Genomic DNA, 17,913 nt, shown 5'->3' with positions numbered 1-17,913 from the left:
AAACTGTAAAGCGTTAGCTGACCTCTGTAAACAAAATCAGAAGTTGAGAGGCAAAAATAAAGCGTGAGTCAGCATCCACTCGCTCGGTTAAGAGGGTACGATCCCAACGCGATCGCTCGCTACTACAGCAAACGTCCGTGCGTCGCCATCTGGCGCACCTTGACAGTAATATGGTTTTTTGCTGGATTTCTGATCGGTTGGCAGTGGGATGAATGGCTAAATCGAGCTGAGCAGAACAAATTCAAACGAGCTGCCCAACTGCGGGAAATACTTACTCATCTCGGCCCCACATATATTAAAGTAGGTCAAGCCCTGTCCACTAGACCGGATTTGATACGCAAAGACTTCTTAGACGAATTGGTCAAATTACAAGACCAATTGCCGCCATTTGACAGCGCGATGGCCTTCCGCATCATCGAAACGGAATTAGACAGATCTGTAGAGGAACTATATAGCCAAATTTCTCCCCAGCCAGTAGCCGCCGCCAGTCTGGGACAAGTTTATCGGGCGAGACTTCACACCGGCGAAGAAGTCGCCGTAAAAGTGCAGCGACCCAACTTACTGCCCACACTAACACTAGACTTATATTTAATCAGATGGGCAGCAACTTGGATGGCTCCCTGGCTGCCTCTGAATTTGGGACATGACTTGACGCTGATTGTAGATGAATTCGGCATCAAGTTATTTGAGGAAATTGACTACCTCAACGAGGGACGCAACGCGGAAAAATTCGCCACCAATTTCCGCGACGACCCAGAAGTAAAAGTGCCGGCAATTTACTGGCGCTACAGTTCCCAGCGCGTCCTCACCCTAGAATGGATTCACGGTATTAAGCTGACGGATACGGAACAGATTCAGAAAGCGGGGCTTGAGACCGAAGCCCTGATCCGCATTGGCGTAACCACAGGGTTACAGCAACTTCTGGAACACGGATTTTTCCATGCTGACCCGCACCCAGGCAATTTGTTTGGCTTACCGCCCCAGTGTCCGGTAGATGGGGAAAAGCAACCCAGCAAGTGGGTATCGGGCGGTAGAATGGCTTACATTGATTTTGGGATGATGGATCAGTTAGAGCAAACTACCAAAGAAACTTTGGTAGATGCGGTTGTTCATCTGATCAATAAAGATTACGAAGATTTAGCAGCAGATTTTGTCAAACTCGGCTTTTTGACACGGGAAACCGACATTCGCCCGATCGTACCCGCCCTAGAAGCAGTGCTGGGCGAAGCGATCGGCAAAAATGTGCGCGATTTCAACTTTAAGACGATTACCGATCGCTTCTCGGAGTTGATGTACGATTATCCCTTCCGCGTTCCCGCTAAGTTTGCGCTGATCATTCGTTCTTTGGTAACGCAGGAAGGATTGGCGCTTAGCATGAATCCCAATTTTAAGATTGTGGAAGTGGCTTATCCTTATGTAGCGCGGCGTCTGCTGACAGGGGAAACACCCCAACTGCGGCGGCGTTTGATCGATGTGTTGTTCAAAAATGGTAAGTTCCAGTGGCAAAGATTGGAAAATCTGATTGCGATCGCTCGTTCTGACAACAGCTTCGACATATTACCGACTGCACAAATGGGTTTGCAATACTTGCTTTCCGATGAAGGCAAGTTTCTGCGCCGCCAGCTGGTGCTAGCTTTGACAGAAGACGATCGCTTGCATACCGAAGAAGTCCAACGCCTGTGGAACTTGATTAAAGATGATATCAAACCAGCACAACTATTTAATGCTGCTTTGGGAGCTTTAGCCGAATTATCCACTGAGGGAGCAGCCGCAATCTTACCATCTGTTGGATCTCTGACAGCTTTCTCCGACAGGAAATGAAGAGAGGGACTAGAAAAAGTCAAAAGTCAAAAGTCAAAAAGAAGAGTAAAAGGGAGGGCAAAGGAGTAGAAAAGCGGGAGAACGGGACAGAGGGGGAGTGGAAGAATTAATATTTTTCCTGCTTTCATCCTCCCTTCTCCTTCTCCTTATCCGTTTTGACTTTTGACTTTTGACTTTTGACTTTTGACTTCCCCGATCGCCCCTCAGCTCTGGAAACTGGTATGATTAACCATCAGGCTGTCATTGCAAAGGAGTTGTTAGTATCCATGTTTCCAGAGCCCCCTTATTTTTTCCTCCTGGCTGGGTTGCTGGTTGGGGTAACATCAGGCTTAGCGTTTGAGGCGACACTCAAACAATTGGCGCAGGAATGGTTTAGAACTAGATCGACGCGAACCCTAGTCTACTTACAAGGAGTACAATTACAACTTCCTTTTTTGGGAATTTGTGTGGGAATTTGTATTTTTCTGGCGTCCGGTCTGGAAATTTTTGGCTTTCCGGCTTCCCTTTCCTATGTGATTGCTGTATCTTTGACAGTCCTAATCGCTTTACTGGTGTGGTCGCAACTGGGTAAACTTTTAGTTCAGTTAGAGCGGGGAGGTTCGCGCTCGATCGATTTAGATTCTATCTAAATTAAAATTAACCGCAGACAAACTGGGGATTGAGTATTGAAGAGCGAACAATCAGGAATCAATATTCCCAATTACCCTCAATACTGTATACTTTGATGGCAATTGTCGGTTGGGTTTCGCTATCGCTCAACCCAACCTACGAAAGTTAGCCAAGAAATTTTTATCGCAAAAGGATGGGAAGGTTATAGATTTCCGCAACACCTCGCATTTAAATGGAACCGCGCCTAAGCTGAAAGCCAACAAGATGAGATTTCCTCATCTAGCAGCTTTAAGACCCCGCCAGTGGACAAAAAATTTGATTGTTTTTGCTGCACCTTTATTCGCTTTCAGCATAAATGTCGAATCAATATTAGGAAGTGCGCTAGCATTTGTGCTATTGTGCTGCACTTCCAGTTGTTTCTACTTGCTCAATGATATTGCGGATATAGAAGCCGATCGTCGTCATCCGATTAAGCGCCAACGACCGATCGCAGCAGGATCGATAAGTATTCGCTTCGCTATTGGTATGGCGATAACTTTATTAAGTTTAGCTCTAATTGTCGGTTGGCTGCGATCGCCTTGGTTGGGAATCACTATACTTGGCTACGCTTTATTGCAAATAGCTTATAATTTACGGCTGAAGCAGATCGTAATTTTGGATATTATTGCGATCGCTACTGGTTTTGTCCTCAGAGCATACGCAGGTGCAGCAGCAACTGGTATATCCCTCTCCTCCTGGTTCTTGCTTTGTACTGCGATGCTGGCTCTATTTTTAGGTGTGGAAAAACGCAAAGCAGAACTGCGGCTAACACAATTTAATGGCGGCAAAACTCGTGCTGTTCTCAAGCATTATTCATTGGGTTTATTAACTCGTATGGAGAGCGTTGTCACTACGGGAACTGTATTTAGCTACGCCATTTGGAGTTCTGGCCCGCAAGTCAAAGGCGCGACAACTCCCTGGATGATGCTAACATTACCTTTTGTTTTATACGGTATATTTCGCTATCAATTCCTCAGCGACCCCCAAGAAATTGCACGCAGAAACAAAATTGGCAACGAATTTGGAGTTGAAAGCGAACGACCGGAAGAAATTTTATTAACTGATTGGCCAATTCTCCTCACGGTTTTGTATTGGATTAACACAATCATTTTGATTTTATTGCTCAAAGGACAGGGAATTATTAAATAAATTTTTATTATCAAAAACAACGAGAAAGCTATATCGAACAAGCTTTAGTAAAAGTATTACTCGCAACAGTCCTCACCAGCGCACGATCGTTGCTGAGGCGAGATAGGATTTTTTTATTGACTAATTTAGATTGTTATAATGCAGATATTGACGTGTTAATAAATATAAAAATTTTCATACTTATGATAATACTTTGAAACAAAATATACAATTATATTTAAAACTTTTTAGCTTAATCAAACTATATCTTTTCTTTAATTTATCCATAACATTTTGCTAGTTAGTCCTTAACTTTTTAGAGACATAGTTATTGGTGCGGATCGCAAATAATGATAATTTTTTGCGGTCTCGAACTGTGGTGCAAAATTACTTCTTAAAAGAAAGGAAGGGTTTATAATGGCTTCTACCCCTTACGTCAATAATGTGACTGGGAACCCAGGTTACGAATTTATCCCTGTGCTGACCGTAGGAGATGAAGTTCCCATGATTGAGGGAACGGTGGGAAATTTTCGAGTCGCAGCAGGTAAAACCTTCGCCATGACTGGAATTCCAGATGGTATGGGAGTATTTGAAACCAAAGACTACAATTACCTCTTCTTAAACCACGAAATCGCCTCACTTGATAGTAAAGGTAATCCCCTTTTTTCCGATATTTCTTCGACTGTATCTGGGAAAATTCAAGGAGCTAGAGTATCCTTGTTTGTATTCGATAAAAACTGGAACATCATCGGCGGTAAAAACCTGATCGAGAAGGCAGTAGATACTACTGGCCAATACGTCTTAAACACCTCAACTGGCACTTACGTAAACGCCACTACAGGTCAAAATTTGAGTTTCACCCGCTTTTGTTCCGCTTATTTAGCTCAGTACGGGTTTGTTGATGCGAACGGTCAAGAAGTCCCCATCTATTTTGCACCAGAAGAAACTACGAGTAATACAACAACTGGTGAGTCTCCCAGTCGGGGATGGGCAATATCTCCAGACGGCGTAGCATTAGCGATCGACGGTTTGGGTCGCTACGCTAAAGAAAACGTAGTTGCTGCTTCCCAATATCGCGCTACTAATTCCGATAAAACGGTGTTATTTAGCACAGAAGATTTCACCGACGGCGAACTTTATATGTTCGTCGGTCAGCAAACTCCACAAGATCCCAACGGCTTCAAAGATGGGCAATTATATGCCTTAAAAGTCGATGGATTAGACGCCGAAATCATGGCTGAAGGTGTCAAACTAGGAGCCACATGGACGTTAATTCCCAAGGATGTAGCTCTCGATCCAACTGGCACAGTTCTGCACAACTGGGTTAATACTAGCGGACGCACAACTAACTTTCGCCGTTTGGAAGATTTCGCCGAAGATCCCAACAATCCGGGCACTTTTTATTTCGTGACGACAGGTACTACCGACAAAGCTGCTGGCGGAAAAGCAAATACTCCTGCTGAAGCTGAAAATCCTTATGGCAAGCTATATCGTTTTAGCCTCAATCCTAACGATCCGGCTGGGAAAATTTCTAACTTTGAACTTGTGATGACCGGCAGTTTGGATACAGGTGTTAGTTATGACAATATTGTCGTCACCACCAACGGTAAAGTTATGATTTGTGAGGATGAAACTTCCTTTGGTGGTGATGCGATGTCTGCCAGGGCGCGGGATGCTGGCATTTGGTCTTACGATATCGCTACTGACAAAGTTACTTTAGTTGCCGAACTAAACGAAAGTGCCGCAGGTTCTCAGTTTAATAACACCAGTAAAGCTGGTGAATGGGAAACTTCTGGGATTATCGAAATTGGGTCTGGCAGAAACAATTATATGTTTAATGTTCAGGCCCACACTATTACAGATCGATCGACTATGAAAGGCAACTACGTCGAGGGCGGTCAGCTGATCCGGGCTGTTTGGATGGGGCCAGATGTGCTTTCTGCCAAAGGCAATCAAGAGATTAACGGCAACAAAGGTAACGATTCGATTAGCGGTGCTGGTAGTTCTGGTAACAACACGCTGCGTGGCGGTCAAGGTGATGACTACTTGACTGGTGGTACCAAAGATATCATCTATGGTGATAATGGCAACGATGTTATAGTTGCTGGCGCTAGCAATATCGTTAATGGTAACAAAGGTAAAGATAATATCACCGGCGCAGCTAATTGCACGATGCGGGGCGGTCAGGATGATGACATTCTTTTCGGAGGTACTAATAGCACGTTGTATGGCGATAATGGCAACGATGTTTTGTTTGCTGGTAATGGCAACAATATCCTTTTTGGTGGTGATGGCATAGATGAATTTCGCATCGCAAATACTGCACTTCCCGTTGCTGTTAATATCATCGCCGATTTTAAAGCTGGTACTGATGCTATCAGTTTATCCAGCGTACCGGGGGCAACGAGTTTTGGATCTCTTACCCTCAGCCAAAATGGTGCTGATGTGCTGATTAGTATTGCTGGCAAAGATGTGGCTCTAATACAAGGGATTCAAATAAGTGCTGTTAGTAGCAGCAATTTCCTTTTCCGTTAACAACAGGATGTCGTGTAGGTGGGCAATGCCCACCCTACTCCTGTTAATTTAAATCCCGAAGCAAACGACGATTTGGTTTAATAAGCTCTCCCGCACGAACAACCCAAACTGGCAGCAATCTTTGCTTTGCTAGCAACTGCTTGCCTAAACGATCGCCAAATAACCAATCACCTTCTACTAATTCGAGTATGGAGATATTGGCAATCGCACCAATTCGTAATGTGCCAATCTCATGTTCTGCTTTGAGGACGCGGGCGGGGTTGATTGTGACGGATGCGATCGCTCTCTCCAATTCTAACCCTAAAGCCATCAGTTTAGAGATGGCACCGCACAAACTGTAATCAAGCACAGCATCATTATAAGGAGTATCAAAATCTCCGTGAACATCACTACTAATAATATCGGGAAATACTCCTTGACTCATCATACGATCGGCTATTGCCAAACTAAAATTCAGTCCATGTCCCAAATCCAAAAGCACCCCCCGTTGCATTGCTTCCCGAACGCAATCTGGCACTTTATTATGCCTTCCCATCACTCCATCTGGTTTGCAACTGTAGCAGTGAGCTAATAAGTCGCCCGCTTTCATATAAGAAAGCAATTTTTCTATTACGTGTTCTGGATTTGGTCTAAAATCTTCATCAACATGAAATAATTCTCCTGTATGAACATATAGAGGTAAATTAGTTTCATCCCCTAACTCGCGGGCTAATTTAAGGACGCCCATTCCCCATCGAGATATAGATCCGGATTCCCCATGCAGTTTAAAACCGCGCACAATATGAGGATGTTTTTCAGCTAGTTGGAAAAGGGTTTCTATATCTACCAGTGCGGGGTTTTGAATATAAACTCCCGCATTCCCGAACTTTTGCTCTGCCCCTTGGTTAACTAAAACAAAGCTACGTACATCGGTCTGTGCCTTATCTACAACATTTGATTTAAAACCTGCAAAGTTAAAAGAACCGCAACTACCTTGATCCACAATTGTAGTGACGCCTGAATTTATACCAGCATCGTCGGCATTCAAACCAAAATTAGTTATACCCTCGTAAACATGAGTATGTAAGTCTATAAAGCCCGGACAGGTAATCAGATTTTTAACATTAACTGTCCGCTCAGCTTTGTGGGCAGGTAGTCGCTCAGCAATGGCGGCAATTTTACCGTTACTGACAGCGATATCAAAATGACCGTTGAGCCCTTGGCTTGGATCGATTAGCCAAGCATCTTGTAATACTAAATCGTATGATTCTAACTGAGTGTCCATAAATATTAGTTCAAAGAGGAAAACCTTGTACGAGCGTAGTTTGCAATACACCCTCAAAAGTCGGTTCTGTTTTATCCAGCAGTACGATCGCATTCCGTCCGTTAGGAGACAAACGGACTTCTCGCAATGAATAAGAAATTACCCAATCGCGGTAATTGTTAAGGGAACCTATTCGCCTTTGCCGATTGTTATAAGTTATTAATAAACTCATTGAGGCTTTATCCCTTTCGGCAGTGCCACCTTGCGAAGTGGATTTAATTTGCTTTTGTTCGAGCCGAATTTGTAAAGTTTTTCCGTTGTTTAACCTGGCAACAACAGTTTCGCTGCCATCCGGCGAATTAGAGCGGGAAATAATATTCAGTTTTGTACCTAGATGAGGAGAAACCAACTTCAACCTCCGCCGTAAATTCCCAGTCCTGGCAAGCAAGTCATCCTCTGCCATTTTAGTAGTTTTTCCTGATTGAGACTCACCGTACTGAGTTTCTATGCAGCCATTGGGAACGCAGGAGTTAGAAGGCACATTTACGATTTGCATTTCGGCTTTAGGTATACCCGCTCCCGTATCTCTAGAACTTTCTAAATAAATATATGAAAGACTATCTGTGGAAAAACCAGCCATCCGCTGAGTTGTGCGCCATACATCAGCCCAAACTTCAGCGGACATAACGGCAGTAAGGCTTGCTGCCAGCCCTAACGATACTAAGTAAAAAGATTTCATTACCGCCTCTGTATTTTCAGTATCAAAAAATTTCACTCTGTTTCCAATATAATCTCGGTATACCCAGGCTCGGCAAGAGATTATTTTAGGATTTGCAGTTGTATTGACTGAGTAAAATGCTTGAGTGTTCCGGCAAAGTATGGCAGCAAAATTATGCCCGATCGCACTCGCTTCTTACCTTAGCCTCTCTCCAACGATAGAAGACATATCAGCTATATTTTCGCGATGGTAATAAATACGTCAAAGTGATAATAATAAGGAAAAAAGTTTGTGATTGTTAACCAACACGAGAATGGTTGGGAAGTGATTTACCATCGCGCCCATGCTTTGCTGGCGGCGGAGTTGGCGGGACAGTGGCGCGAAAAAGATCGCCCACTGCGCTGGATTGAAACGATCGCAGCGATTTCCCATCACGACGACTTGGAACGGGAATGGGAAGGAAACCATCTCACTGAAGTGGGTACTCCCTTGGACTTTACGCTCGTTAATAAAACTGACATTGAAAAGCTGAGGCAATTAGCCACTAATGCTCGCTATCGGGGACGATGGGTAGCAATGCTGATTTCGATGCACATCAGTTTTTTGACTGAAGGTAAACGGGGAGAATCACAAGAATTAGATAGTTTTCTGGACGAACAAAAAGAGCATCAAGCAAAATGGCAACACGAATTGAAGATTGCCAAAGAAGAAGCCGATCGCGCTTATGCTTTTATGCAGTTGTGCGATCGCCTCTCTCTGATCTTGTGCAAACGGGAATTGCCCGCAGGCGAACGTGCCTTAGAAATCGCCAAAGGGCCAGACGGCGAACGCTATGATGTTATGCAGCGTAGGGATAGCAATGTCACTGTCACACCTTGGCCTTTTGAAGATGAAGAGTTCCCTGTCCGCGTAGAAGCGTGCTATCTCACGCAAGTCAAATTTGATAGTAACTCGGAACTGACAGAAGCGCTTCAGCAGGCTCCGATTGAATTACTGGAGTGGCATTTCGCCAGATAAGGATTTTCTGTAGGTTGGGTTGAGAGAAGCGAAACCCAACTTTTGCCTTGGGTTACATATTGCACAATAAGACTTGAGAAACCGGGTTTCTTCACGAAAAATCTAGGCTTACCAGTTTAGCTATTGGCAAGAAACCCGGTTTCTGACGCTGGTGCAAGATCTGAGTTGGGTTTCGTACCTCAACCCAACCTACTAATCTGGCCCAGGCGCGATCGTTTTTTTCTTTATTTTTTATTCTTATATATAAAAATAAAAGGCTGAAACCATTGCCAATAATCAATCCAGACTTAAATAGTCGGGATTGATTGGGAAATCACAACTTTCCTGATACACTGCATAGCCGTGCCAAAATTACGCTACTAACCTATGAAAACACTACCCTCGCTTCACATTGGTAAACACATTGCCCGCTATCCCATCATTCAGGGTGCGATGGCGGTGCGAGTTTCTGGGGCAAATCTAGCTGGAGCAGTCGCCAACGCAGGTGGCATCGGTATTGTGGCCACAGTTGGCTTGGGGCTAAACTCACCCTACTTCATGCCAGATTTGCACCGCAAAAGAGTAAAATTTTCTCTTGCCAATTGCTTAGCGCTCATCAATGAATTGCAGAAAGCTCGCACTATCAGTCCGCACGGAGTAATTGGGGTCAACGTCCTGGTGGCAGTGCGGAACTACGCAAACTTAGTGCGTACAGCAGTAGAGAACGGTGCTAATTTGATAACTACTGCGGCGGGATTGCCCCTGGATCTACCGGAATACACGGCCAACTACCCAGATACAGCACTGGTGCCGACGGTATCAACAGTTGCTGCGGCCAGGACACTCTGCCAAACATGGGAAAGTAAGTACGATCGCTTGCCCGATGCCTTTATAGTTCAGTGTTCTAAAACTATAGGCGGACACTTGGCAGGCAAATCTCAAGATGTGGAAAAACCCGCGTATAAAATTGAACAACTAATTCCCGAATTGGCGGATTACTTGCGTAGAGAATTGGGCGCTGCTATTCCGATTATTGCCGCCGGCGGCATTTGGGACAAAGCTGATATTGATGCTATGCTCGCACTCGGCGCTAACGGGGTGCAGATCGGAACTCGCTTCATCACCACCCACGAATGCGATGCCGATATTCGTTATAAAGAATTCCATCTCAATGCCAATCCAGACGACGTGGCGATCGTACCCAGTCCTTTGGGAGTACCGGGACGCGCTATTCGCAACAAGTTTGCCTCTGATGCGATCGCCCAATCTCCAAATATAGAACGGCGGTGCATTGCTAACTGCTTGCAAAGCTGTCTGTGTCGCGATCGCCAAGAAACTTACTGCATTATCCAAGCACTCGATCGCGCTGCGAGAGGCGATGTTGAAAACGGCCTCATCTTTTCTAGCGCCAACGCGGGACGAGCAAAGCGAATTATGTCAGTTACCGAAGTCATGGCAGAATTAACTCAGCCTGCCTGTGCGATCGCTCCTATTCCCGTTTTCAACTGATACAAATCACAAACATAAAAAAAATATGAATGCTGAGGAATTTTTGCAAAAATATGCAGCCGCAGAACGGGAATTTCCCCACATAGACTTGTCTGCCGTTTCTTTGCGCGGCGCAGATTTACTCAAAGTTAATTTTACTGGCGCAAACTTGAGTCAATCTGACTTGCGCGAAGTAAGGTTAGGACGCTCTAATTTAAGTAAAGCTAACCTCAGCCGAGCTAATCTCAGTGAAAGCATTCTTTGGGGAGCGGACTTAAGCGAAGCAAACTTCCAGCTAGCTCAGCTGCGGGAAGCAGATTTGAGCGGAGCCAAGATGATTAAAACTGATTTGTCAGCCGCAATATTAGTTAAAGCTTGTCTGAATGGAGCTAATTTAAGCGAAGCTAATCTTGGCAATGCGATTTTATTTGAAGCAGACTTTCGCCCTACTTCCGACCAACGCACAGACTTGGGAAATGCCGTTTTCAAAGGTGCCGACCTCAGCTATGCTAACCTCAGCGGTGTAATGCTGGGTCGCGCCAATCTGGATGGAGCCAAACTCTGTAGAGCTATCTTAAGAGTTTGGGGAACTACTCAGTTTTACCATACAGATTTGAGCGAAGCCAGTTTGCAAGGCGCAGACCTCAGTTATGCGGATTTGACGGGAGTGTTGTTACAAAAAGCCGATCTGCGCGGCGCAGATTTGACGAAAACAATTTTGACTGATGCTAAGTTGCAAGGTGCAATTATGCCTGACGGCACAATTTATAGCTAAGTAGCTATGAATTCTACATACATCAAAAAGCTCTTTTTGGCAAGTTCCTTAACGGCTATTTAACTTAAAGTAAAGAAATGTTAAAAATTATATAACTAATAAGCTATTAAAGGTTATATAGTTTTGAAGCTTTTCCCAAATATAGCGATCGGCAAGGTAGTTCGGACATTCTTAATTCCACCAAACTTTTTACTCTCAGCCGTTCTTCCCCTAGCCCCTAGTCCCTAACCCCTAACCCCTAGCTATATCACTTTTGTGTTCGCAAGTTTGACTGCAAAGGATAAAACTCATGGCTTATTTATGGTATAAGGCGTTTCATCTAATCGGAATTGTGGTTTGGTTTGCCGGTTTATTTTACCTAGTGCGTCTGTTTGTTTATCATGTAGAAGCTGATGCACAACCGGAACCAGCGCGGACAATTCTGACCCAGCAGTATCAGATCATGGAGAAACGTCTTTACAACCTGATTACAACGCCTGGAATGGCGGTAACGGTGGTAATGGCGATCGGTCTCCTCACCACTGAGCCCGATGTGTTAAAAAGCGGTTGGCTGCATTTCAAGTTAGCTCTGGTAGCAGTTTTGATTGCTTACCATTTTTATTGCGGTAGACTTATTAAACAATTAGCAGAAAACCGCTGCAACTGGAGCAGTCAGCAATTACGCGGCCTTAACGAAGTGCCGACTGTAATTTTAGTAGGCATTGTTTTGCTAGCTGTTTTCAAGCAAAGCCTGCCGATCGACACTACCATATTGGGCATCATTGGCATGATAATTGCTATGGTAGTTATAATTCAATTCTATGCCAAAAAACGTCAGGAAAATAGCACTACATCTCTGGCACAGAAACAACAATAATATCCTGTTCGGTTGTGAAATAAGATATTTGTAGGGTGGGCAATGCCCACCCTACGTTTATAGCGAATTGCTTTCTCAGTGAGGTACGATTATTCCCAACACTATTAATGATTTATTTTTTACCACTTACGAAGAATTACAACTAGGAAAAAACCCGATCGGCAGAAGTAGGTCTAACGGTCGGGATATCTTCGAGAAGTAAATAGTTCAGACAGAGGTAGTGTTAGCTGTAAATCGCAGGAACCGCGATCGCAACAGTTGGAGTTTCAGCATTTGCTAAGTCTAGGGGGAAGTTGTGCGCGTTACGTTCGTGCATTACTTCAATCCCTATGTTGGCACGGTTAACGATATCTGCCCAGGTATTAATCGGGCGACCTTGAGAGTCAATTACAGATTGGTTAAAGTTAAACCCGTTGAGGTTAAACGCCATTGAAGCAATACCTAAAGCGGCGAACCAGATACCTACCACAGGCCATGCAGCTAGTAAGAAATGCAGCGATCGCGCATTATTAAAGCTAGCGTATTGGAACTGGAGTTTAGACTATCGCACCGCAGGTGCGATAGTCTAAACTCCAAGCAATCCAAAATTCCTCAGCTTCCAGCTGAGTCAGAAAGAGCGATTAAATCAGGATTTAAGAGAGAAAAAAGTTAAGTTTTCGAGCTTTTTTTAGTTGGAGAAAAGCCTTTTTTAACAATGGGATAACGAGTACGAGGTGGCCTTTGTTGTCCGGTGGGCCAGCCAGGAGACTTTCCACGGAGTTTAGGAGAATCAGCAGGTGTACCAATCACGGCTAAAACTCCTGGCATGGCTTGTGCAACTCGACCAGGGGTTAATTTAGCCAGGCATTTTTGCCAAGGTAAGGGTCTATCTTTGACTATTTCGCGTGCTAACCAAAGTTCCCAAGTAATCATCGGCATCAAATCACTCCACCGCTCACACTGCTTGGGCGTACTCAACTTCGGTAAAGTCCAATGAAGCCGTTGTTTGGCCAAGCGATACCAATGATCTACTCCAAAGCGTCGCAAGTACAGTTGCCAGATTTCACTTAAGGGTGGCATTTCTTCCCCTATCCAAATCAACCATAAAGGCGATGGCGTTTTCCCACCGTACAATTGGTCAATGCGCTCAAGAAGAATTAGTTGCATTGGTTGGTGTGGGGAAGCTCGGAAATGCAAATCTTTCCACAAGCTAATTCGTAATCGTCCTAATTGGGAATGGTCTAATTCTACTGTGTCAACTGCTGGTATCCAAGTGGCAGAATCGTTGAGTTTAAACTTATCTCCATGTAGACGAGGACGACCTTTTCCACAATAAGCTGGTGGGGCAGTCCACAAGCATAAATTAGAACGTAGTCGGATTAATTTGTCAGTTGGAATCGAAGCTGTTTTCAGTATAAAAGGCGCACATCCATATTCGCTATCCCATAAGGAAATCGGTCGCGAAGGCAAGTATTTACAGACTTGCTTGAGTTGCCATACTGCTTTATCAATGGGATTTTCCCAACTGGTAATCCGTTCGTGCCTTAACGGAATGGCCCAACTCCCTTCTGCTTCTGGTATCCACGCCAGAGTGCTATATCCCTGACCTACTGTAATTGGTCGATTCCCATAAATGACAGCAGCCTGGTGTTCAATTGTTCTTTCTTGTAGTGTGTGAGCGTCTGGTCGTGGCCAATTCGTGTGGTCACCTGCTAGGATCGGACGTACATCCCTTGGCATCTGTTCGATGTACAAACGCATCAACTTATTGCGCTGCGGTCTACAATCCTGTAAAGCTTCATAGATACTTGGCCAACTGCGTCGAAATACTGGGGATAATGACAGGTCTGCCAAACAGTCAGCGTGGCGAGTGAGCAGTATGGCATCTGTTAACTCAAACGTGGCATCTTTGGCTCTAGTGAGATGTTGATAAGCCGCTTGACGAAAAGCTTTTAGTTTGTCAGTTTGAATCATTGGTAGATGCTAGTTGGTGGAACAACTTTGCTGCTTCTACCACACTAGAGTACAGGTGTCTATTAGTACACTTGTACTCTAGCCTTCGCCATCTTTTTACTTTAGTGAGGACAGGTAGCTCTTACTTAGTCTTCTCTGTGTCAATCAAAGTTTAGACATCGCACCTGCGGTGCGATAGTCTAAACTCCAGTGCTTAACTGTTTCACTAATAGTCGCTGCGGCAGATCCTGTTGTAGTAATTTGTTCCATAGCAAGCCTCGCAAGTGGATGCTGTCAGCGAAGTGGGCTATACAGAGGTCGAACTACACTCTGATTCTGATGGATTTCGGAAAAGCTGAAATCTTTTTTCATTGGTTGGGCTTAATATGCGATTGCACAATGCCCGCACCTGCGATCGAAAGTGATTTTCCTCGCTCTGCGTTACCCAAACACAAACAGCTTTATGAGAACAAGATATCTGCACCCTGCGAGTTACTTCTGCAAATAATCTTTATTTGCTAGTTTTAACAACTTTGTCACATACTAATTTCTTCCTTAACAGACAAATTTTAAACCCAGAATATACCGAACTACAAGTAATATTTAATACTTCTTATATTACAATTTATTACAACGAATTTCAGATTCCAAAAACCCATTTTCTTCAAGAAAACGGGTTTCTCTGTCAATGCCAGTTCTGGTGTGTGGGTTTAACCCTTATCATATTTAACCTTATTTTTCATATATCTCCAGAGGTAGATCGTCAGGATCTTTGAAAAAAGTAAAGCGCTTACCTGTAATCTCATCAATTCTGATCTCTTCTACCTGCACAGCTTGAGATTTTAGATAAGCGACAGACTCATCGATATTGTCAACTTCAAAAGATAAATGTCTCAGACCGCAAGCTTCCGGGCTATTGACTCGTTTAGGAGGATTGGGAAAGGAAAACAGTTCAATTCGATCGCCGTTACCGACAAGCAAATCCAACTTGTAGGAATTTCTGTGGGAGCGGAAAGTTTCTTTGATAATCGAAAAGCCTAAAACTTCTACATAAAAGCTTTTAGATTTTTCATAGTTTGAACAAACGATCGCTACATGATGAATTCCAGTTGTTTTCATAATCTCACACCCTATATCATAGATCGGGCGATCGCCATTTCCGACTCGAACGATCGCATTTGCGATGCCTCCTCAATTTTAGCCATACCAAACAGCTTCGGTAATTGATTAGTTTCTCTCATCACTTCTCTGACTTCCGAATTCGATACATTTGCCAAGTTCTTGCGATCGAGGATAGCAATAACAGCAGCTATTCCCACGCCTTGACCCACAGCCGAATTAAATTCTACAATTCTGCCAGCAGTAGAAGCATAACCCTCAAATCCAGAAGCCGGACTCACAACTGCGAGGTTAGGAACGCACTTAACTAATGCGTGCTGGATACCGATATTGAAAACAGGCGGCGGAAAGCGAACAGATGAAAAACCTTTTGCATTTGCCCTGTCTAAAATACCTTTAATTTCTCCCCGCGCATCAAAATGATAAGCAAACGTACCGATCGATTCATTTTCCGGTACACCACCCATAAGCATTTTTGTACCCGTCAACGGTTCTACAACACCAGTAATATTGCCAGCGTGTCTAATATAAAGCTCTTTTGCCGGGGTAACGGCAGTAGCGCCCAAACTCTTGAACCACTTTTCCAGCCAAGCTATTTCCGCTAACATTTTAGGAGTTGGCTTGGCAGAAGCTTTTGCCAAAGCTTCTACCTCATCGGCGGTAACAGCGATTAAAAGAGCATTCCAAGAAAGCCGATCGTCTCCCAATATTGCTATATTTGCCCTATCTAAAATTACACCCGTTTTCCCCAAACAAAACTTCTTTCTCCTGAAAGAGTGGTAGCCTACAGATAAAGCCGTAGAACGGATATCGATATAATCTGTACCTGCTTCGAGAGTTTTGAGGTCGCCATTAGATTCGAGCATTTCCTTTCTGAGTGCTTCTGCAAACTGGACATCAAAACCCGCCGCGTGCAGCAAAAGCGTTTGCCCCTCTGTATCGGAGAGGTTTGTCAAGCGTTTGAGATAGCGATACTCTATTTCTGTGATTCTGCTAGGGGTCAATCCCTTAGTTTCAAACACAAGCGTAACAGCTAATTCTGATTCGGGAAGACAAAATGTTTCAAATCCCTTTAGTTTTCTGACACCAGCAGCTTGTGCCAACTCAGCATTAACAGTAGAATCGATAAACTGCTTGCCAGCAAATATACCGCGATCGTTCGCTAGAGTTATGCTCGCTAAATTATCACCTTCTTTGGTAACAGAGCGAATACCAACATTGGTGAGAATATCAACCCCTGCTTCCCGAAGCATCTGCCTGAGTACTTCACTTGCTTTACGAGGATCGAGACCGACATCGATAACACCAGACTTATGCAAAAATTCTTTATAGATTGGGGCAGGATCGCCAAAACGATCTAAACCTTGAGATTGTTGAAAACTACGATCGATCTGCGTTCTATCCAAATAAGCCAAACCGCCTCTGACCAGATGACCGCCTATTCCTGCTTGTAAATTACCGTTAGACATCAGAAGAACTCGCGGATGCTTGTTAGTCCGACGACGATATTCCCTAGCAGCACAGATCAGAGCTAAGATTCCCGGAACCTCATCTCCGAAACCGATGACATCGTAAGCACACGCATCCTTAACCATTGTTCAATAGCTAATTTTAGATTTCCAATTTTATTAGATTTCAAATTTAATTAAATATTACAGGGCTTACGCAAAGAAACCGGGTTTCTTTGCAAAATCGTGAGTTTGGCAACGATAACTCGACTGACAAATCGGCTGTCTCGCTTGGTCGTGGGTAAGTCCTGTTCGATTGAAAATCTGCAATCTTAAATTTAAAATCTGCAATTATTCTATTTTTTCACAGGCTTTGGTGACTGTGTGGGTGGCTGACCGGGTAAAGCAGGTAAATTCATTTTCTGCCAAAATTGGTTGAAACTCGTGGGTTGGATAAAACGCCAACCAACTAAACCGAGTGCTGCAAGCACAACAAAAGTAATCGCACCGCTAACCAAACGAGTCAGCAAACCAGTTCCAGAACTTCTTTTTTTAGACTGGGAAGAAGAGCGATCGGCTGATGCTGGCCCAGTCATGGTAGGTGCCGAGTTTGCAGGGGCAGAACTTTGCGTTGGGCTAGCAGCTGGCGATCGATTATTTCCCCCCTGCGACCCCGCCGCCCCAAAAACTTGCAATTGCTGAGTTACAGCTGGTGGTTTCTCACCGGTTCGCACCCACTGCAAAAGTGCCGCCACCGTAATGCCGCAAAGATTGGCAGTCCCCAAAGAAGGTATCCGTTGCAGAATCGGCTGAGTATTAGACACGAAAACAACTAGATTATCGCTGTTTTCCTGGGCGAAACCGTAGGTACACTGGGCAACTGCCACCACCAATCTCGCTTGTTTGCTCAAATTGGCACCCCCAGGAGGAGTAAACGCGGGATGAGTGGCGTGTGCATCAGTCAGCTGCCAACCGCTATTTGGGAAAAAGCGCATAAATTCTCTCGCGATTTTTTCCCATTGGGGTTCTGGGGCGCGATCGGTGAGAAATTCAATTTCTTCGTAGACCGCTTGGGGTACGTAACAAGCTCCTATGCGCGAGAAATCCTGCCATTCGCGGCTGGTTTTGCCCATCAAGGCGCTGAGGTCTAGAATAACCAGAACAGGCGGTGGTGTAGGCATGGGGGCTAGGAGCTAGGGGTTAGGG

At 44.4% G+C, this 17,913-nt stretch carries 14 protein-coding genes and 1 pseudogene; 8 read left to right on the top strand and 7 right to left on the bottom strand.

Annotated features, from left to right (window positions below; translation table 11 throughout):
• The first annotated feature begins 63 nt into the window (after nucleotides 1–63).
• The 4 genes from H6G03_RS06050 (at nucleotide 64) to H6G03_RS06035 (ending at nucleotide 6,132) form a co-directional block, all read left to right on the top strand.
• Nucleotides 64–1,821 (top strand): ABC1 kinase family protein, encoded by a 1,758-nt coding sequence (locus H6G03_RS06050; protein ID WP_190463093.1) that lies wholly within the window; start codon nucleotides 64–66, stop codon nucleotides 1,819–1,821.
• Between the two features lie 266 nt (nucleotides 1,822–2,087).
• The gene (locus H6G03_RS06045; protein ID WP_199315158.1) at nucleotides 2,088–2,450 is read left to right on the top strand and encodes a hypothetical protein; all 363 of its coding nucleotides are present in this window, start codon (nucleotides 2,088–2,090) and stop codon (nucleotides 2,448–2,450) included.
• A gap of 244 nt (nucleotides 2,451–2,694) precedes the next feature.
• Nucleotides 2,695–3,618, top strand: a complete 924-nt coding sequence (locus H6G03_RS06040) for a decaprenyl-phosphate phosphoribosyltransferase (RefSeq protein WP_190463091.1) — start codon at nucleotides 2,695–2,697, stop codon at nucleotides 3,616–3,618.
• 396 nt (nucleotides 3,619–4,014) lie between these two features.
• Complete coding sequence (locus H6G03_RS06035) at nucleotides 4,015–6,132, top strand: alkaline phosphatase PhoX (protein WP_190463089.1); 2,118 nt, start codon at nucleotides 4,015–4,017, stop codon at nucleotides 6,130–6,132.
• A gap of 43 nt (nucleotides 6,133–6,175) precedes the next feature.
• Here the strand turns inward: H6G03_RS06035 and H6G03_RS06030 are convergent, their stop codons facing one another.
• On the bottom strand, nucleotides 6,176–7,396 hold the full coding sequence (locus tag H6G03_RS06030) for an amidohydrolase/deacetylase family metallohydrolase (protein ID WP_190463088.1): 1,221 nt from the start codon (nucleotides 7,394–7,396) through the stop codon (nucleotides 6,176–6,178).
• Nucleotides 7,397–7,406: 10 nt separating this feature from the next.
• The gene (locus H6G03_RS06025) at nucleotides 7,407–8,114 is read right to left on the bottom strand and encodes a DUF2259 domain-containing protein (RefSeq protein WP_190463085.1); all 708 of its coding nucleotides are present in this window, start codon (nucleotides 8,112–8,114) and stop codon (nucleotides 7,407–7,409) included.
• 270 nt (nucleotides 8,115–8,384) lie between these two features.
• Between H6G03_RS06025 and H6G03_RS06020 the strand changes: the two genes are divergently transcribed.
• The 4 genes from H6G03_RS06020 to hemJ all read left to right on the top strand — a co-directional run bounded on the left by H6G03_RS06020 (nucleotide 8,385) and on the right by hemJ (nucleotide 12,208).
• Nucleotides 8,385–9,110, top strand: coding sequence for a DUF3891 family protein (locus H6G03_RS06020; protein WP_190463084.1), 726 nt, complete (start codon nucleotides 8,385–8,387; stop codon nucleotides 9,108–9,110).
• A 366-nt stretch (nucleotides 9,111–9,476) separates the two neighbouring features.
• Nucleotides 9,477–10,598, top strand: coding sequence for an NAD(P)H-dependent flavin oxidoreductase (locus H6G03_RS06015; RefSeq protein WP_190463082.1), 1,122 nt, complete (start codon nucleotides 9,477–9,479; stop codon nucleotides 10,596–10,598).
• 25 nt (nucleotides 10,599–10,623) lie between these two features.
• Nucleotides 10,624–11,352 (top strand): heterocyst differentiation pentapeptide repeat protein HetL, encoded by a 729-nt coding sequence (gene hetL, locus H6G03_RS06010; RefSeq protein ID WP_190463080.1) that lies wholly within the window; start codon nucleotides 10,624–10,626, stop codon nucleotides 11,350–11,352.
• A 289-nt stretch (nucleotides 11,353–11,641) separates the two neighbouring features.
• Nucleotides 11,642–12,208 carry a protoporphyrinogen oxidase HemJ gene (gene hemJ, locus H6G03_RS06005; protein WP_190463078.1) on the top strand — a complete coding sequence of 189 codons (567 nt, stop codon included), beginning with the start codon at nucleotides 11,642–11,644 and terminating at the stop codon, nucleotides 12,206–12,208.
• Nucleotides 12,209–12,431: 223 nt separating this feature from the next.
• On the opposite strand, the pseudogene H6G03_RS06000 reads toward hemJ, so the two are convergent.
• From H6G03_RS06000 to H6G03_RS05980, 5 genes and pseudogenes are all read right to left on the bottom strand, one after another.
• Nucleotides 12,432–12,746, bottom strand: a pseudogene (locus tag H6G03_RS06000) (Photosystem Q(B) protein 1); the annotation flags it as partial.
• 110 nt (nucleotides 12,747–12,856) lie between these two features.
• Nucleotides 12,857–14,158, bottom strand: coding sequence for an NF041680 family putative transposase (locus H6G03_RS05995; protein WP_456057559.1), 1,302 nt, complete (start codon nucleotides 14,156–14,158; stop codon nucleotides 12,857–12,859).
• A gap of 714 nt (nucleotides 14,159–14,872) precedes the next feature.
• Nucleotides 14,873–15,259, bottom strand: coding sequence for an SMU1112c/YaeR family gloxylase I-like metalloprotein (gene gloA2 / locus H6G03_RS05990; RefSeq protein ID WP_190463074.1), 387 nt, complete (start codon nucleotides 15,257–15,259; stop codon nucleotides 14,873–14,875).
• Between the two features lie 11 nt (nucleotides 15,260–15,270).
• Nucleotides 15,271–16,854, bottom strand: coding sequence for an FAD-dependent oxidoreductase (locus tag H6G03_RS05985; RefSeq protein ID WP_190463073.1), 1,584 nt, complete (start codon nucleotides 16,852–16,854; stop codon nucleotides 15,271–15,273).
• Nucleotides 16,855–17,063: 209 nt separating this feature from the next.
• Entirely contained in the window at nucleotides 17,064–17,888 is an 825-nt protein-coding gene (locus tag H6G03_RS05980; protein ID WP_190463071.1) for a PIN domain-containing protein, read from the bottom strand.
• Between the last annotated feature and the right edge of the window lie 25 nt (nucleotides 17,889–17,913).

The sequence above is a fragment of the Aerosakkonema funiforme FACHB-1375 genome, assembly GCF_014696265.1.
Classification (GTDB): Bacteria; Cyanobacteriota; Cyanobacteriia; order Cyanobacteriales; family Aerosakkonemataceae; genus Aerosakkonema; species Aerosakkonema funiforme_A.
Note: the sequence above shows the minus strand (reverse complement) of the source record. Positions and strands in the feature narration are given on the sequence as shown.

Bases quoted from the DNA above. Each gene is read 5' to 3' on its own strand.
- H6G03_RS05985 (WP_190463073.1), bottom strand. From the start codon at position 16,854: ATGGTTAAGGATGCGTGTGCTTACGATGTCATCGGTTTCGGAGATGAG.
- H6G03_RS06030 (WP_190463088.1), bottom strand. From the start codon at position 7,396: ATGGACACTCAGTTAGAATCATACGATTTAGTATTACAAGATGCTTGG.
- hemJ (WP_190463078.1), top strand. From the start codon at position 11,642: ATGGCTTATTTATGGTATAAGGCGTTTCATCTAATCGGAATTGTGGTT.
- H6G03_RS06015 (WP_190463082.1), top strand. From the start codon at position 9,477: ATGAAAACACTACCCTCGCTTCACATTGGTAAACACATTGCCCGCTAT.
- H6G03_RS05980 (WP_190463071.1), bottom strand. From the start codon at position 17,888: ATGCCTACACCACCGCCTGTTCTGGTTATTCTAGACCTCAGCGCCTTG.
- H6G03_RS06045 (WP_199315158.1), top strand. From the start codon at position 2,088: ATGTTTCCAGAGCCCCCTTATTTTTTCCTCCTGGCTGGGTTGCTGGTT.
- H6G03_RS06035 (WP_190463089.1), top strand. From the start codon at position 4,015: ATGGCTTCTACCCCTTACGTCAATAATGTGACTGGGAACCCAGGTTAC.
- H6G03_RS06025 (WP_190463085.1), bottom strand. From the start codon at position 8,114: ATGAAATCTTTTTACTTAGTATCGTTAGGGCTGGCAGCAAGCCTTACT.
- H6G03_RS06040 (WP_190463091.1), top strand. From the start codon at position 2,695: ATGAGATTTCCTCATCTAGCAGCTTTAAGACCCCGCCAGTGGACAAAA.
- hetL (WP_190463080.1), top strand. From the start codon at position 10,624: ATGAATGCTGAGGAATTTTTGCAAAAATATGCAGCCGCAGAACGGGAA.
- gloA2 (WP_190463074.1), bottom strand. From the start codon at position 15,259: ATGAAAACAACTGGAATTCATCATGTAGCGATCGTTTGTTCAAACTAT.